Origin of the sequence: Haloferula helveola (assembly GCF_037076345.1) — a bacterium.
GTDB lineage: Bacteria > Verrucomicrobiota > Verrucomicrobiia > Verrucomicrobiales > Akkermansiaceae > Haloferula > Haloferula helveola.
Genome location: NZ_AP024702.1, coordinates 2,233,669 through 2,250,373 on the forward strand (window position 1 = coordinate 2,233,669; position 16,705 = coordinate 2,250,373).

Below are 16,705 nucleotides of genomic sequence, written 5' to 3' on the forward strand. Positions count from 1 at the left end.
TCAAGTCACCCACCCTGCCATGAAAACGCTCGACCTCCTCGCCATCGCCTTCTTCGCCACCGCCTTCTCGCTCGTCTACTTCCTGCGGGACTCCCCATCGGAGCCCGAGACCCCGGCCGCCGAAGTCGCCACCTCCGAATCCGAGGACGATTACGAGTTCCAAGGCATCGGTTTCTCCACCGCCTCCGCCTGGATCGACAACGACCAACCGGCCGGACGCTGATTTCGGGTGCGCCCGCCCGGAGCGTCTCTCGGATTCAGGGGACACGGCCCAAAACCCAAGGTCCTCCGGCGCTTCGAGCGGGTCACCCATCGACCGTTTGCCAAATGTAGTTGCCGAAACGGCCGAGCCTGCGGGAGCCAAGACCAAGGCGCGAGGAGGGCGTGGATCGAGATCCAGAACCAACGAGCAACGCTGGCATTGGCTCCCGCAGGCCGGAACCCCGAGAACCGATCCGCGAAGCGGCTTTCGTTCTAACCAAAAAGCTACCCCGTTTCGGCAAGGACTTTTGGCAAGCGGTCTACCTCGCCGCATCGACCGGAACAATGCTCCCAAGGGGCGGTGGATCGACCTCCACACTCTCCCTCCACCAACCATCCGCACGCCTCGCACACCTGGAGGTCATACGGGATCTCTCCGACAATCGGGTGACGGTGGTGAATTCCCCCGCCTCCCGATCGAGCTGGTAACTGTGCTCAAAGAAATCCCCCTCCTCCCCGGCAACCGGCCCGGGAATGAAAACATAATCTTCGCCCCGGCGACTGCGGGTGTTCGGGTGCTGATAACCCGCACGTAGTCGTTCCTGATAAGCCTCCGATCGCAGGACCGATTCCTTGAACGGCGAAAGCAGATGGATGTGCTCCTCGAACGTGGCACGTCGTGAATCGAATTCCTCGGGAGCGCTCCCCTCGACAAACGCCGGCAATCGGACGGGTCGGTCCGCGCAGCAGGACAAGAGCCCACAGGAGAAGAGAATGAGAAGGCGCACCGGGCGAAAGAACACGGCACCCACGAAGGAGCCAATTCGAATCCGTTCAGGCTTCATGGTCAGGCTCGCAGCTCGCGGAGTCTCTCGGGGTAGCTCCCTTCTTCCATCCGATGGCCATCGCTTCGTGCTCCTTCACAAAGGCATCCTTGCCGTCGATGTAGGCCTCCAAGTCACCTGCATGCGCCTCCACCAACTGCCGCTTTAGCAGCCCATACGCCCGGGCGGCATCAGGGTGGTCGATCATGTAATCCCGGAACGCGAGATGACGTTCGCAACCGACACTGCCTTGTTCGAACGCGTGAATCTGATGCGTCCGCACTCCTGCCGCGGAGTCCTTTCTGAAATACCGCCGACCGGGAATCCCGAACTCACCCATCGCTTCGTAGCCGGCCGCCTCGAGTGCCGCAGTCGCGCCGTCCAAGTCATCGAGACTCCGGACTTCCAAAAGCATGTCGATGATCGGCTTGGCCGGCATCCCCGGGATCGCCGTGCTCCCGATGTGATGGACTTCGACCACCACCGCACCAAGCGCCATGCGGATTCTCCGCGCTTCGGATGCAAACGCCTCCGCCCACTCGGGGTCATGGGGGACGATGACCACTTTCATTTCCCGGTCCCGAATGTGGCGGGTGTCGCCTCGGCGTGATCCATCTCGTAGGGCAGACATCTCACCCGAGAGCCCGATCGATCCGTGAAGTAGAGGTGCGACTCCGACAGCGAATCGGGATTCCCGTCGGCCCAGAAACCGTAGAAGTCCGGGTGCGCATTCACCGGCCGACGCACGTAGCCATGGTTGCGCGGGCTCCCCGTTGTGAGTTCGCGAGCCTTTTTCCAGGTCCGCCCCTTGTCGCGGCTCGTCCAGATCGCGATCTCCCCGCCCGCGCCGTGCTCCTGCGGCCCCTTCCCGGTCGGCGCGATGATTCGCCAAGTGCCGTCGTCCTCGATGTAGAGCGAACCCATGTCGTAGTTGTGCGTGGAGGTCGTGACCTCTCGGATGTCCCACGACTCCCCGGACCAATGCGCGATCGTCCAGACTCGGGGTGCTCCTACAGGACCGGGTTTGCTGCTCGAACTCGTGACATAGAGGACGACCGGATTTCCGTCCCGATCGAACCCGATGTCCTTCAGGTAAACCAACCGCTTCTCGGCGCGGTAGTCGTGAACCAGCGCCGCACAGGCGGGATCCGTCAGAGGCGTCTCCAGTCTCTTCCCGGCGGCAGTCCGCCAAGTCTCGCCACCGTCGTCCGTCTGCACGAAGTACAGATTCGTACGCCGGTCGACGTTCCCGCCCGGATGCATGTTGAAGGCGCTCACGACCCTGCCATCACGCTCGTTGCTCACCTGGTAATGGCCGCCCATGCCGGCCAACTTCCGATCCTCGCTCCACTTGCCGCCAGTAGCGTCGCTCACGCTCCAGTACAACTCGCGGCCTCGCGTGTATTTCGTGAACAGAAACAGGAACCCCTCGTCATCCCGCCACCACGGCTGGGGGTAGGTGAACTCGCGAGGCCCGAGGTGCTCGAAGCTCTCGATGTCGTGGGGCAGCTGCGAGCGGTAAATGTGGCCCGGCCGCTTGCGACCACGGCCGCTCACAAAAACCCACAAGCGGCCGTCGCCGTCGATCTGGATGCTCGGGTTGTCGTGGGGATCGTCGACTCCCTGCTTGTCATGAACCACCACCGGCTTCGGCACCCGGTCGGTCCGATGGTCATAGTACGACACCATCGCGAGCAGATGGCGCTCGTCCGGGCGGGTTGTTCCGCCATAGACGAAAAAGGTCTTTCCGACATCGGGCGCGTGAACAGCCAGCGGAACGTGCTTGGCCGTGTAGGTCCCAAGTCCGCCGGCATACTTCGAGCCGAACTCGGAACGCTGGCCCAGATCGAACCAGATACCCTGGTAGCCATCGATCCTCCGCACGTCCGTCGCGTCGTCCTTGGGCTCGGCGGCAACCGCGGTTCCCGCGGCGGCAGCCACGCATACGGCCAAGCGGAAGTAGACCGAGGTTCTCATCGCACCACGTTTCTCACCGTAACCGCCCGGAGCGGTCAAGCGTGTGGCTTGAAGGGACACGGCTCGTGCTTCGGTGGTTCACGGGCCGGCACGGTCAAACGCCCAGCCATCCACACCTTTGACGAAATGCCACTCCCGCCCATCGTGGACCACCCGGATCTCAGTCGCGGATTCAAGGATCGCGCCGGCGTGGCCGACGCTTGAACCGCTTGGCGAACTCAACGCTTCGAGCAGATTGGCGAAGTTCAGCTGTGCCGGCGGACAGCCTCCGCTCTCCTCGAACCACTCGCGAACGACCTCCTCCGCTTCCGGAGGGATCTGATGGTCCACCAACAGCCCGGGCCGAACATAGAACGGGCGACCCAACCAAATGGCGTAGGCCAGCACGCAGACTCCGAGTCCGCTGAGAATGATCGCGCGTTTTCGTTTCATGGTTGTATCCGTCGGCAGCCTCCAACGAGGGCGTCAGTCCGGCTGGTTTCTCTCGTCTTCAGAGGCAACGCCTTCCTCCAGTTTCCGGTATTCCTTCCGACTCAGCGCGCCAAGCGATACTCCGCCGGCGACCAATGCTACGCCGATGGCGCAAAGCACCGACCAAACCGGGTGATCGAGAATCGTCACCTCGGGGCCGGCACCGGAACCGTCCAATACCAAGATCGCCCTGCCCATGACCCAGCAAAGATGGAGCACGTAGGGAATCGCGAGCAGAGCACCGACGCACATCACGGGAAAAGACCACCTGCCGATCCTCGCCCAAGATGCTTTCCGCTCTGCCGTGCTCCGGGTCGGTGTCTGCATCTCGTCTCTCATTTGCTCCTGAAGTCAGCACTTGCGCCAGATCGGATCGATCCATGCAATCAGGATGCGCTGTGGACCGGAGCCATCTGTCTCAATCCTTCTCAAGCACCACGACACTAGCAGAGCAAATGGGGTTTCCAGTTCCGCTCATGGGAAACGAATGGATTACATTCCATCCTTCGGCCAGATGCCGGTTGAGTTCACCGAGCGCGCTCTCCGAAGCTTGTTCCTTCTTCTTTCCACTGAGCGCGTTCACGTCCATTGCTACAACGATTGCTTTCTTCATGGGTCTTGGCGGTTTGGCAGGTTCACCGGCACCCTAGCAGGGTCCTGGCGCAGGGGGACTACAGAATCCCGACCCGTTTCCAGTCCCGACGTTTCAAACCGGAGCACCACGGGCGTCTCCTACCGGAAGGCCTCTCCCGGCTCAGGTTGAAACTCATCGCCACCTTCGTCTGGCGTCTCCCCAAGTCCGCGCTGGATAAAATGACGACCGAGGAACCGCTAGAACTATCGCACTCCCGCCGAGATCTTCATGAGGCTTCCCAACGATGCACTTCACTCTTGAAGCGAAGCTTTTGGCTGTAGCTTGATCACGATGCGGTCGGGGAAAATTGTGTCGAGAGTATTTGGTCCGTTCACGAATCTCATCTCCGCGGGATAAAAGCCCGAGCTGGATGCGCGAATCAACAATGGCTCCCTTGCTGCCGCCAGCATCGCATCGTCAATTGCATCTCCATTGTGTCGGATTTGGTAGGAATCCAAAACGAACTCCCCGCTCTGATCCACTTCAGTTTGTCTCGAAGAATCGCCCTTCTTGCTGGTTACCACCGCTCCAATCACAGGGGTTCCGGTATCTCTGTTAACAACGATCCCGCGTTGCGCCTTTGCCGTCGTTATGGGTTCACGAAACCCCGTGCATCCTGTCATGCCAGACAACAAGGTAATGAATAGAAGGAGCCGGTACATCATTTGGCCGAACGTTGAAGGCAAGACGCACGCCGCGCCCGCTAGGAATCAATCAGATCCAGCCGCGTCTGGCGATTTCGATTCGACACGGCCGGTGATCGGCGTCGAACCTCCACCGCTTTGTTGTGCGCGTTTGTAGCCTTCAAGGGCGGCTTGCAACTCGCGTCGAAACTCGTCTTCCACATCACGTTGAATCTCAAATGCGATGAATCCCGGCGGGTCATTCCTCGTCGTCATAAGCCCACCAATCTTGAAGGTCGTCCGGGAGCACGCCTTCTCGTATAGCACATCCATCTCTTCCTCTGTGGCCGGCCCCATCCTCACTATCACCCTGTCAAAAATAACTCGGTTGGCAGAGGCAAATGACTGCTGCTGTAGGTCTTCGGCTCCAAACCAGCCAACAATGTGTCCGACGCCTGCAAGGAAGTGTGCTTGAGGGCTCGCATCGAGCATCCCGGACTGTGTCCAGCTAACCAAGACCGGAGTGAACGCCAGACTGCACACCACGCCTATTCCCAGCGCGAGGTAAGCAGTCTTCTTTTTCATAGGACAACGTTGAAGGAATGGCGGCGGAACCGATTCCGTTGTGAGCAGCAAACCACCAAACTCAGCGTTCAACAAGGCCGCTGAGAAGCGTCGCAATCTCCTACTTGCTTGGCTCTCGGTTGCTAGCTCAGCTCGACGGGGACGAGTTCTGCACCAAGTTCGCGGCAAGCAGAAAGCTCCTCGGCCATGGCATCCTGCACAAAGAGCATCACCGGGAACTCTCGCGCCCGAAACACCGGCGGCGCATCTGAACTGGCTTCTCGGCGAAGGACTGCGCGGTTGACGGCACTGATCTCTTCGGTCGGGTCGTCATCGAATCTGCTGATGCAGGAGCGCTGGACGTCGAGGCACGGGACGAGACGCGTCACGTTGATCAAACGATACTCAGGGTGCTTTTCGGCAGCATTGAGGAGGATCGGTAAAGACTGGACGTCCCCCCGGTGTATCGCTCGCTGCAGCTCGAGACTAGTGTCCACGAAATCCTTGCGGAAGAGGGGCCAACTCAGCGGATTGAGAAGAAAAACCGGCCAGAAGTCTCCCGGGCCAATCGCCAGCTCGAATTGGGAGGTGTAGTCAGAATCGATCCAGACCCCATTCGACGGAACGACTGTATTCCACGAGTTGGATGGTGAGCGCCAATCGTCAACAAATCTGCATTCTCCCTCGAAATCAGGAATGAGCTGGAAAGCCATTTGGGAAGAACAAGATTCTCTGCAGCGTCGAAGTGGTGGCACCCGCTACCGGCAGCGCCAATCCGACTCAGGGTAAAGGGTTCTGATCACGGTTCAATCTCCGACTCGCGGCGGGGTAGCGGGTTGTCCACCCACGCCTTGGTCGACCCTTGTTTGTTTGAAGCGCTTGGCTCCGGGAATTGCTGACTCCGGCGTGACACCGTCCCAGCCGAAATCAAAGGTGCGCTGCTCTCCGGCTCGACTGTAAGACAAAGTGATCTTGCCATGACCGACTCTTGCAGATGCCCAATCGAACTGAAATCCGTCGTCGATGGTAGTTCCCGCGAGAACATCGGCCACGAGCCGTTCGGCCGTCCGATTGGCGTCCTCCCATGAAAAGTCCGATGAAGCTGCCTCAATCAGCCGATCATAATCAGACTCGCGAAAGACGTAGGAGACGCCCTCGCGAACCCGCCAAATCACTCCTGGGCTCTTGCGCTCGACCTCAAACTCGATGTTGTCGCACCCGACTGCTCCGCATCCACATCTACCAACGGTAATCATCCCTCCGCTGATCAACGCGCCCTGCGCGAAGAACTCTGGCGGATCTATGCCGAGTGTGTCGTCGTCCTCGAACCAGTCGTGGCCGTCAACGATGAGACGCACCTGATGGTCATTCGCCACCGGGCAGGGCTCGATCTTGAACGCCAACGTATTCATTCCTTGGTCGAACTGTGTACTGTATCGAATCTAGGGGGCATCGAAGCGTTGGTCAATTTTGAGGGATCGAAAGCAGCTTCTTTTGCAAGGTGTTGATCTCGTGGCGATTGCTCCGCCGAAGCAAGTGGGTCGAGTCGTCGGGTGAGGGATGAGCTCTCTCCTCCGGCTACCGGAAAGCACGATTCGAAGTTTCCCGGTGAAACCGCGATTCGTGATAACAAGGCGATATCACGACGGTGGAACCTTGTGGAACAACGGAACGTGATGGGTAGCAGCGCTAGTGTCCCGCGCGGCAAGTTCGTCACCTTTCGGGATGAAGGAAGTTATCTTGAAATCAGCTCGCTGCGCTCGTCCGCCGAACGAGGCGCGGATCTTTTTTCCAGATGCGGCGTTGTTCCTCGGTCACAAATCTCGATTTGCTCCCTCGTCACGCCTTGCATTTGGAAAAAATCTCTCGCGCGAAAGGCAACGCTCTTGCCGCGCGGGACACTAGCCGACCATGTACTTCAGGTCCGACACGATTGTCGGGTAGGCCCACATGAACTCCTTGAGGTCTCCCGACTTGATGCCGAACTTCATGGCGAGGGCGAGGACGTTGATCGCCTCGGCGGCGTTGTGGCGGGCGAGGTGGGCGCCGATGAGTTCACCGGTCGTGTTGTCGATAAGCACCTTGTAGCCGCCGTGTTTCTCGCCGATCCGCTTGGCCGACGGCCACCCGGTCGTGCTCCCTTTCCTCACGCGGAAGTCGAGACCCCGTTCCTTGGCCTGCTCCTCGGTCAGTCCGACGGAGCCGATGCTCGGAATCGTGAAGGTCGCGCTCGGCACCACGGAGTAATCCATTTCCTCGACGTTTCCCTCGAGGATGTTGCGTGCTGCGAGCTTGCCCTCAGCGTCGGCTACGGGCGCGAGCTGGTAGGGCGTCGCCGCGCAGTCGCCGATGGCATACACCGCTGGATTCGAAACACTCTGCAGGTAGCCGTTCACCTTGATGCCGCCGTCATCCGAATCCACGCCACCTTGGCCGCCCTCGAGCACGCTGAGGTTGGGCACGCGTCCGGTCGCCTCGACCACAAGATCCGCCTCATAGACCGTCCCCGACTTTCCGACCAACCGGTAGCCCGCATCGACCTTCTCCAAAGACTCGGGCGACTCCTCAAGGCGGACGTCGATGCCTTCCGCCTCGCTCGCCGCGACGATCACTTCCGCGATCTCCGGGTCGAAGTTCTTCAGCACCCGATCCGAGCGCTGGAGGATCGTCACGCTCTTCGCTCCGGCACGGATCGCCACATGCGCGAACTCGAACGAGATGTAACCGCCTCCGACAAACACGATCCGCTCGGGCAGTTCGTCGAGTTCGAGAAAGGCGTCGCTGAAAACCGAATGCTCGGCCCCCGGGTAGCCCGCGCAGCGCGGCGTCGCTCCGGTCGCCAGCACGATATGCTTCGCCCGCAGGATCCGGTCGCCCACCGCGAGCTCGTTCGGTCCGGTCATGCGGGCGTGGCCGTGATAGGTCGCGACGCCCTCCTTTTGCCAGTCCTCGACCTCCCGCTCAGGCTTTCCGCTGAGGAACTCGTTCTTCAGGGCCTGCAGGCCCGCCCAATCGGTCTTCGGCGCCGCCACGATCCCTTGGCCGACCAAGTGGCTCGCCATGGCGACCGCCTCGGCGTTGCAAACGAGGTACTTCTTCGGCTGGCAGCCGCGCAGAGCACAGGTTCCGCCGAAGGGCCGCTCATCGACGATCGCGACATCGAGCCCGCCCTTCTTCAGACCGCTGGCGGCGAAGTAGGCGGAGGTTCCGGAGCCGACGACAACGGCATCGTGATTCAGGGTTTCTGGGTCCATCGACCCCAAGCTATGCCGAGCATGGGCGGTCTGACAAATCCCCCGCGGTTCCGTTTCTGCACCGGAGCCTGAGGCTGAAAAGAGAAACGGTCCGGCTGATCTGCCGCAGGGGAAACCCATGAACCCTGAAACATCCAGCCGGACCGCTTGTTCAGTCGCGACGAGAACGGGGAAGCAACCAGCGGGCCAAAATGTGCCGGGCCGCATTTTTCGTCGCCATCGTCACATTCTAACAACGACCTACCAACCTGCCGCATGGAATTCCCTCGAACCGATGAGGAACACTCATTCCACCTCTCATAAAAGAAAGCGGCCCGATTGATCCGCCGCCGGGAAAACCCATTAACCCAGCTGACTTTTCAATCGGACCGCCTGTTGTGTCGCGACGAAGACAGGTCAGCAATCGGCGGGCCAAGACCGGTTTCAGGCCGAATAAAATACACGCTCCTTCCACTTTCCTTGCCTCACACTTCCACGTCTCCCCCGATCGGGGGGCAGAACTTCGATCCCAGACAAAAAAAGAGCGGTCCGACTGATCAACTCCAAAGGAAAACCCATCAACCCTTGGAACATTTCAGTCGGACCGCAGTCGTGTCGCGACAGGGAGCTAACAGCACTCAATGGGCCAAAGTTGCGGCAAGAATCGAAATTGTTCCGGCCTGCGTAGTTTCCCGGATCCAGTTTTCGGGAGTCCTATCTCCGGGCCGACAGGCGGACCGCGCGAGCCCACTCGCGCCCCGAAGCCCGTCCGACCGATGAGACACCCTTCGTGCCGCAGAACCCCGGCCTTGGCGCCCTTGGCGTCTTGGCGGTTCGAAATCCCTGTTGCTCCGTAGCGCGAGTGGGCTCGCGCGGTCCATTACGGTTCTTGGCTCGTCGCGGATTCGGCTTTCGCAATCCATGCACGGAAACGGTCGACCTCATCGGTCGGCACACGCCGGAGTTCCGGGTCGCGATCGAGGTCGACGAAGTAGAGCCCGAAGTCGGTGTTGGGATCGAAAGGATGACCCCACTCGCGGTTCGAGGTGATCGACCACCAGTTGTAACCCTTGATCCGCAATCCCTCGTCGAGCGCCTTCTCGACCTGATCGAGGTGGGCGTCCATGTACCCGCCCCGGCTCATGCCACCGGCCTTCGGTGGGCAACCGTTCTCGACGATGAACAGGTCCTGGTCCGGGAACCATCGGCCGAAACGACGAAGCGCATGGAACAATCCGCGCGGCCACACCGGTGCCTTCAGGAATCGTCCGTGGGCGGCGTCCTCAAGCAGCCGGAACCGGTGCAGGCCGGTCGTCGGAAGACCCCAGTAGTAGTCGAGGCCGACGAAGTCCTGCGCGCCGACCGCTTCCGCGGGGCACAGTTCCTCCGGCAAGCGGCCGGACGTTCCGAGATACCACCAGTTCGAATTGGCGATCAGGCAGGTCGTGCCCCAGAAACGCCACGCCCAGTTGAGCCAGCTCGACTTCGACGTCAGGACTTCCAGCCGTCGACCGGGAACGAGAGGCACGATCTCGAGCTTCGACTCGTCGCCGAGCACTTCCGCGGCGATCCGCCGTGCCAGCCGCATTTCCAAGCCGTCGCCATCGCAGTGCTCGGACAATCCCGGCGCATCGGTCCGGATGCCGATCCGGATCTTGCCGCGCCGTCGCACCCGTCGCACACCGCGCCCGCTCGATAGCCGCTCCGGCAGGCTGTCCTCGCCGCGGAACACCTCATGCAACGAACACGGCACGGTGGCCTTGCGCTGTACCGGTTCCGGCGCTCCGGCCTCGTGTTCCGAAGGCACGACATCAGCCACCGCGCGATCGACCATCTCGACCAACCGCGCATGACCGTGAGGCGCGACCACGACGTAGTTCTCGTCGCTGAGATGCTCCGCGAGAAAACGGAACCTGTCCTGATCGCGAAGCTCGGGAGGCATCAGAAAAAACGCATCACCGTAAAGAGCGTCGACGCCGCCTGCCTCGAGTGAACTACGAGCATCATCGTAGTTCCGGAACGCCTGCCTGCGTGTTCCTGCCGGCAAATCGCGGCGCCAGCCCTCCGCCTGGTTGCCGACCGCCACCAGACCGACTTTCTTCCCCGCGAGGTCGGCTACCGAACCGAAAGCGTGGTCAGCCCTGACCAGCACGGCCTTTCCGGTCCGAAGGTACGGATCGCTGAACTCATGCCGCGTCTCGTCGGCCACGCTGATGCCGCCGATCACCAGATCGACATCGCCGCGCTCGCTGACCAGTGCGCCCTTGCTGGTGAACTTGAACAGGGCTTCCTGCAAGCCGCGGTGGCACGCGCCCCAGTCCATCAACTTCTGCAGCCAAGGCGGGAAGCCGGTGACGAGCGGATTGACGCCGACCCGGGCCTCCGGATTGCGGGTGCGGATCAGCCCGCGGGCCCGGGCATGGGCGCGGAACAGGTTGGGGATGAGGCGTCCGACCGCCTCCGCCTCGGCATCGACTTCCGAACCGCGCGGCAGCCCCGGGGGCATGTAGTAGCGGCTCTGCCACCACGGCTTGATGTAGCCAAAAGTCAGCTGGCTCGGCTCGTTGAAGGTGATCCACCAGTCGACGCGGTCGCCGAAGGCCTCCGCCACGCGGTCAGCGAAGCGGGCGAAGAGGTCCGGAAAGCCTTTGCCGATCATCCCGCCGTGGTCGCGCTCCAGCCACAGCGGCCAGACGAAGTGATGGAGCGTGACCATCAACTGCATGCCGTGGCCCTTCACGCAGTCGGCCACCTTGCGGTAGTGATCGAGCATCTCCGGATCGAAAGATCCGCACTCGGGCTCGACCCGTGCCCACGCGATTGAGAAGCGGAATACCTTGCAGCCAAGTTCGGCGGCGGCCGCGATGTCTTCCTCGTAGCGGTGCTGGAAATCGGTCGCGCGGCCGCGCTCGGTGAGCTTCTGGCTGCGCTCCCACAGGTCCCAAACATCCTCGCGCGAAGGATCGTGTGCCTCGACCTGGTGATCGGCATTCGCAGTCCCGAACAAGAAATCTGACGGAAAGCCCATCGACGCCGCCAGCCTCCGTCGCCCGTCAGGATTTTCAACGGATTTCGTCCGTCATGACGGGTCTGCCGAAGCGTTTTGCCAACAATTTGATAACGCGCCCTGACCGATCGTCATTGTCCGTTGGGCCCTAACCCAACCCGGCCTGCCAAAACCTAACTGCCAAAAACTCCATGAAATTCAATCGAAGCGAATCGTTCGCCTCCGATGCCCACGTCACACGACTTGCCCTTCTTGCCTGCGCCGCCTCGTGCGCTTCCCTCCATGCCCAGCTGACCTGGGATCCCGACCTCGCCGGCAGCCCGTTCGGCGGGGCGGGAGTGTGGGACACCACCACCGCGAACTGGTGGGACGGAGGAGCCAACGCGGTGTGGGACAACTCCGGCGCCACCGAAGGCGTGTTCGCCGACGCAGGCGGCGAGGTCACGCTCGCGACCGGTGCCGGCATCACGGTCGGCGACCTGACCCTGAATGCCGGACTCGGATCGGCAGTGGTGCTCAAGGCCGAGACCGACAACGAAGGAATCACCGTGCTCGACGGATCCACATGGGCCCTCAACGACAACGTCCTGACCTTTACCAACGACCAGGCCAACGACACGACCCTGTCCATGGCGGCGCTCTCGACCCTGACCGTCACCGGCACGGGAACCTTCAATACCGGCGTGAATCCGAATGGCGCGGATTGGTCGGTCGCCAATGCCAACCTCGTGATCGATGGACCAATCACGGTCCGCGGCCCTGCGAACACGATCGGCCAGTTCGGCGTCGTCAGCATGGCCGACGGCTCTGCCTTCCGCTACGAACGCAATACCAACCAGACCTTCGCCAACAACTGGATCCTGCCCTCGGGCAACGTGACCTTCAGCCGCCAGTGGAACGAACGCTTCGCCACCTACAGCGGGGCCATCTCCGGCAGCGGCGGAATTACGGTGAACACCCTCGGTCTCGGATCTTCCGTGTTCACCGGCGCCAATTCCTTCACCGGCAAGGTGGTGATCAACGGCAACATGACCATCAACGGCGATGGCGCGTTGGGAGCGGTTCCGGGTGCGCCCGTCGCTGACCAACTTTCCCTCGATGGCGGCGAGCTCGCAGTCAATGCCGGCACCGTGATCCCCGCGAACCGCGGAGTCACGATCGGTGCCGGCGGAGGAACGTTCCGCGCAGGAGGCGGCACGATCGACGTCGACAGCATCATCACCGGTGCCGGCAATCTCGAACTGCTCGGCTCTTCCGGGATCGCGCTGAACGGCGTGAATACCCACACCGGCACCACGACCATCGACGGCATCACGGTGAACATCAACGACGAGAGCGCGCTCGGAACCGCTCCCGGGTCGCCGGTCGCCGACAGCCTGACCCTCAGGAATGGCGCCGTGCTCTTCCTCGGCGCGACCTCGAGTCTCGACAGCAATCGCGGTATCACACTCGACGGCGGCGGCAGCCTGATCATTTCCAACAGCCCGAAGAGCTACGGCGGCACGATCACCGGCACCGGTGGATTCCAGATCGGTCGCGACGACGGCTTCGCCAATGTCCTGACCCTGAACTCGGACACCAGCGACTACACGGATGGCACCCGGATCCGAAAGGGCAGGCTCGCGCTCGGCATCGACGAGGCGCTTCCGAGCGACACGGTCGTGACCATCGGCGGCAACGGTGGATCGAACTCCAAGCTCTATCTGGAAGGCCACACCCAGACGATCGGCGGGCTGGACACTTCAGGCAGCAACACCCGCCAGGTGGTCAATTTCGACACCAACGCCGCACCCGGTTCCGGCGGACCTGCGGGCAACCTCATCATCGATGTCGCTGACGGCGAGTCTTACGTCTTCGGCTCGAACTTCGGGGTCAACGTGAATCAGGACAAAGGCAACTTCAACGTCACCAAGAACGGGCCGGGAACCCAAGAGCTCAGCAATATCCAGATTGCTGGCGATGTGACGGTGAATGACGGGATCCTCGTATTCGGCGGGGGACCCAATGCCATCGCCAACGACATCACCGTCAACGGCGGCGTGCTGGCCATCGAAGGGGATGCCGATGCGAACTCCTACACGGTCGGCGCCTCCGGTGTGCTGAGCATCGGCGACGGCAACGGCAACGAAGGCAGTATTGCTGGCAATACCGACATCACCAACGACGGCATTGTTCTCTTCAATCGCGGCGGATCGCTGGCCTACGGCGGAGTGATCAGCGGCACCGGCGGCGTCGGCGTGGACGGAGGGGTCAGCGTGACCCTCAGCGGCACAAACACCTTCACTGGCGCGGTTCAGGTTCTCGACGGCGAGATCATCCTCGGCAGCGCGACCGCCCTACCGGACCTGAGCGGTGTCACCGTTGCGGCCGGCGAGGTTTTCTCCGTGCTGTTCGACGGCACCACCTTCGCCTCATCGGACCTTCCGACCGTTTCCAGCACGGTCAACTTCCTCGATCCGACCGCCTACCTCGGCCTCGATATCACTCCGGGCTCGATCACCCTCGCCGACGCGATCACCGGGCCCCACGGCTTGCAGATGAGCGGCAACGACGCCGACGTGCTGAGCATCGGCGTGGCCCAGACCTACACCGGCAACACCCGGATCTTCCAAGGTCAGATGGACCTGACGGCGAGCGACCAGTTGCCGGCCGGAGCGCTGATGGAAATCGGCGGCGCAGGCATCGCTGAGTTCAACCTGAACGGCTTCAACCAGACGGTGGCCGGACTCCCCGACACGCTCGGTAGCACACGCCGGATCAACAACCGGGGCGCGGGCCCTTCGGTGCTGACCCTCGATGTCCCCGCCGGACAGGAACACATCTACACCGCGAATATCCTCGAGAATGGAAGTACGGTAAGCCTCGTAAAGAACGGTGCGGGCGAGCAGGCCTTCGAGAAGAACGGCTTCGCCAGCTACACCGGGAGCGCGACGGTCAACGGAGGCATCATGCGCTTCCGTTTCCCGACGGATATCGATCCGGCGACCCAGTCGATCACCGCCAACGCGGGAGGCACTTTCGCCATCGATACCGGCTGGGCCCAGGAGTGGCTCACGGCGGACATCGACACGCTGCTGGCCAACGCCACCTTCAACGCGGGGTCGTTCCTCGGATTCCAGACCGACGTCAATTCGGCCGACCTGACCAACGACCTGGCGGGAAGCTTCGGACTCCGGAAGCTGGGTGACTCCGACCTGACCCTGTCGGGCACCAACACCTACACCGGTGCGACGGTGCTGACCGAGGGAGCCCTCGAAATCGACAGCGAGGACCGGCTCGGCACGGCCCCGGGAAGTCCGGCTGCGGACCACATCCTGTTCGATGGCGGAAGTCTCCGGGCGATCGCCCCGCTCGTCATCGATGACGCCAACCGCGGCATCACCGTCGGCACCAACGGCGGGTCGGTCATCTACGGAAGCGTGGCAGTCGACCTCAACGTCCCGATCGCGGGGAGCGGCACGCTTGTGATCGAAAGCGGCAATGTGTTCGTCGGCGACGGCGTGACCCTCGGAGGCACCAACACCTTCGACGGAGCGTTCCGGATGGAGAACGGCGTGCTGGAAGTCGCCTCGGCAAGCCAGCTTCCGGCCAATGCGGAAGTTCAGTTCGGCGGTTCCGGCATTCTTCAGATCGCCGGCAACATCGACGGTGGTGCGGCCGATCTCGAACGCAACGTGGGCGCTGGCGAAGGTGAACTCAACTGGACCAACGGCGGTGGATTCGCCGCCGTCGGTGCCGACCGCACGATCAACATCGGTGGCGCGGGCGCCGACCTCGAATGGGGTGTCGGTGGATTCTTCCCGTCGGTGGATCCGCAGAACTTCGCGCTGTTCTTCGGTTCCCCGTCGGCCACCCACACCGCGATCCTCCAGAACGGGATCATCCTCCCCGATGCGGTGCAGTATTCGATCCGCACGATCGATGGGCCCACGGACGTGGGAGGCCGGGTGGCAGGCGTGATCTCCGGCGCGGGCGGCCTGAACATCCGCGACAACGGAACGCTGTCGCTCAGCGGCACGAACACCTACGCCGGCCCGACCAACATCAACAACACCTCGACCCTGCTGATCGACGGCGACCAGTCGGCGGCGACCGGGCTGATCACGGTGACCGGCGGCGCCACGCTTGGCGGCAGCGGGATCGCGGGCGGTGCTGTGGACGTCGCGGACGGCGGCACGCTTGCTCCGGGTTCGAGCATCGGCACGCTGACGACGGTCGATGTCGTGTTTGCCGACAACTCGATCTTCGAGGTCGAAATCGACAGTTCGGTGCCGAGCGCCGACAAGCTGGTCGTCACCGGCGGCCCGGTGACCATCAACAACAACGTCACGCTCGACCTGAGCGACATCGCGCTGAGCCCGCAGGCGATCAGCCCGGGCACCAAGCTGACGATCATCGACTACACCGGCCAGAGTCTCGGCGGCACCTTCGCCGGTCTCGCCGACGGCGCGACGGTGGCGGTCGGCTCGAACAGCTTCGAGATCGACTACGACGACGGCCAGACGGTCACGCTGACCGCCCTGCTGAGCAATGCCTACGATTCGTGGGTGTCGGCCAACTATCCGGGACTGGTCGGCGGCTTCGATGACGACGACGACAATGACGGCATACCGAACGGCTTCGAGTGGTACTTCTTCAACAGCGATCCGCTGACTCCCGACAACTCGGGAAGCCCGTTGGTCGAAGTGACCAAGACCGGGCCCGGCACCTTCACCTTCGTGCACCGCCGTCCGGTCGACCGCACCGGACTGACCGAGAGCTACGAGTGGTCGGCCGCTCTCGGGGTCTGGACTCCGAGCGGAGGCACCGAGAGCGGGGTGACCGTGACGATGGCTCCGGTGACCGTTGTGGCCGACGGACCGGGCTACGAGCTGGTCACCATTGAGGCGACTGTGAGTCCGGCGTCCGAAGCGAGGATCTTCGCCCGTGTGGAGTTGACCAACCCCTGACGGAGCGATTCATAAAGGCAGCGGCCGCGGGGAAACCCGCGGCCGTTTTTTGTGTGGAAGCATGGCACCGTGATGGACCGCGAGCTTCAGCTCGCCCCGGAACCCCGGTTGGTAGGGACGACCGCCCTACCTCTGACAAAGGACCGCGCGGCTCCGACCGCGCCCCGGAACCCCGGCAGGGAGGGACGATCGCCCTCGGTCGTCCGGGATCCGCCCACTTCT

At 62.3% G+C, this 16,705-nt stretch carries 13 protein-coding genes; 2 read left to right on the plus strand and 11 right to left on the minus strand.

Annotated elements, in window-relative coordinates:
* The first annotated feature begins 19 nt into the window (after window positions 1–19).
* Complete coding sequence (locus tag HAHE_RS08145; RefSeq protein ID WP_338690065.1) at window positions 20–223, plus strand: hypothetical protein; 204 nt, start codon at window positions 20–22, stop codon at window positions 221–223.
* Between the two features lie 812 nt (window positions 224–1,035).
* Here the strand turns inward: HAHE_RS08145 and HAHE_RS08150 are convergent.
* The 11 genes from HAHE_RS08150 to HAHE_RS08200 form a co-directional block, all read right to left on the minus strand.
* Entirely contained in the window at window positions 1,036–1,596 is a 561-nt protein-coding gene (locus tag HAHE_RS08150) for a GrpB family protein (RefSeq protein ID WP_338690067.1), read from the minus strand.
* Window positions 1,593–3,002, minus strand: a complete 1,410-nt coding sequence (locus HAHE_RS08155; protein ID WP_338690068.1) for a BNR-4 repeat-containing protein — start codon at window positions 3,000–3,002, stop codon at window positions 1,593–1,595. The genes HAHE_RS08150 and HAHE_RS08155 overlap by 4 nt, the downstream gene beginning before the upstream one ends.
* A gap of 78 nt (window positions 3,003–3,080) precedes the next feature.
* Entirely contained in the window at window positions 3,081–3,434 is a 354-nt protein-coding gene (locus HAHE_RS08160) for a hypothetical protein (protein ID WP_338690069.1), read from the minus strand.
* Window positions 3,435–3,467: 33 nt separating this feature from the next.
* Window positions 3,468–3,725 carry a hypothetical protein gene (locus HAHE_RS08165; RefSeq protein WP_338690070.1) on the minus strand — a complete coding sequence of 86 codons (258 nt, stop codon included), beginning with the start codon at window positions 3,723–3,725 and terminating at the stop codon, window positions 3,468–3,470.
* Window positions 3,726–3,891: 166 nt separating this feature from the next.
* A complete protein-coding gene (locus tag HAHE_RS08170) occupies window positions 3,892–4,086 on the minus strand; it encodes a hypothetical protein (RefSeq protein WP_338690072.1) in 195 nt (64 codons plus the stop codon).
* Between the two features lie 272 nt (window positions 4,087–4,358).
* On the minus strand, window positions 4,359–4,772 hold the full coding sequence (locus tag HAHE_RS08175; RefSeq protein ID WP_338690074.1) for a hypothetical protein: 414 nt from the start codon (window positions 4,770–4,772) through the stop codon (window positions 4,359–4,361).
* Between the two features lie 45 nt (window positions 4,773–4,817).
* Window positions 4,818–5,315 (minus strand): hypothetical protein, encoded by a 498-nt coding sequence (locus tag HAHE_RS08180; protein WP_338690075.1) that lies wholly within the window; start codon window positions 5,313–5,315, stop codon window positions 4,818–4,820.
* A 122-nt stretch (window positions 5,316–5,437) separates the two neighbouring features.
* Window positions 5,438–6,007: an imm11 family protein gene (locus HAHE_RS08185; RefSeq protein ID WP_338690076.1), complete on the minus strand. Its 570-nt coding sequence runs from the start codon at window positions 6,005–6,007 to the stop codon at window positions 5,438–5,440.
* Between the two features lie 93 nt (window positions 6,008–6,100).
* Window positions 6,101–6,706, minus strand: a complete 606-nt coding sequence (locus HAHE_RS08190) for a hypothetical protein (RefSeq protein ID WP_338690077.1) — start codon at window positions 6,704–6,706, stop codon at window positions 6,101–6,103.
* A 489-nt stretch (window positions 6,707–7,195) separates the two neighbouring features.
* Window positions 7,196–8,548, minus strand: a complete 1,353-nt coding sequence (locus HAHE_RS08195; protein ID WP_338690078.1) for an NAD(P)/FAD-dependent oxidoreductase — start codon at window positions 8,546–8,548, stop codon at window positions 7,196–7,198.
* A gap of 859 nt (window positions 8,549–9,407) precedes the next feature.
* On the minus strand, window positions 9,408–11,555 hold the full coding sequence (locus HAHE_RS08200; protein WP_338690080.1) for a family 1 glycosylhydrolase: 2,148 nt from the start codon (window positions 11,553–11,555) through the stop codon (window positions 9,408–9,410).
* A gap of 170 nt (window positions 11,556–11,725) precedes the next feature.
* Here HAHE_RS08200 and HAHE_RS08205 point away from each other — a divergent pair, with 170 nt between their 5' ends.
* Complete coding sequence (locus HAHE_RS08205) at window positions 11,726–16,483, plus strand: beta strand repeat-containing protein (RefSeq protein WP_338690081.1); 4,758 nt, start codon at window positions 11,726–11,728, stop codon at window positions 16,481–16,483.
* Window positions 16,484–16,705: the final 222 nt, after the last annotated feature.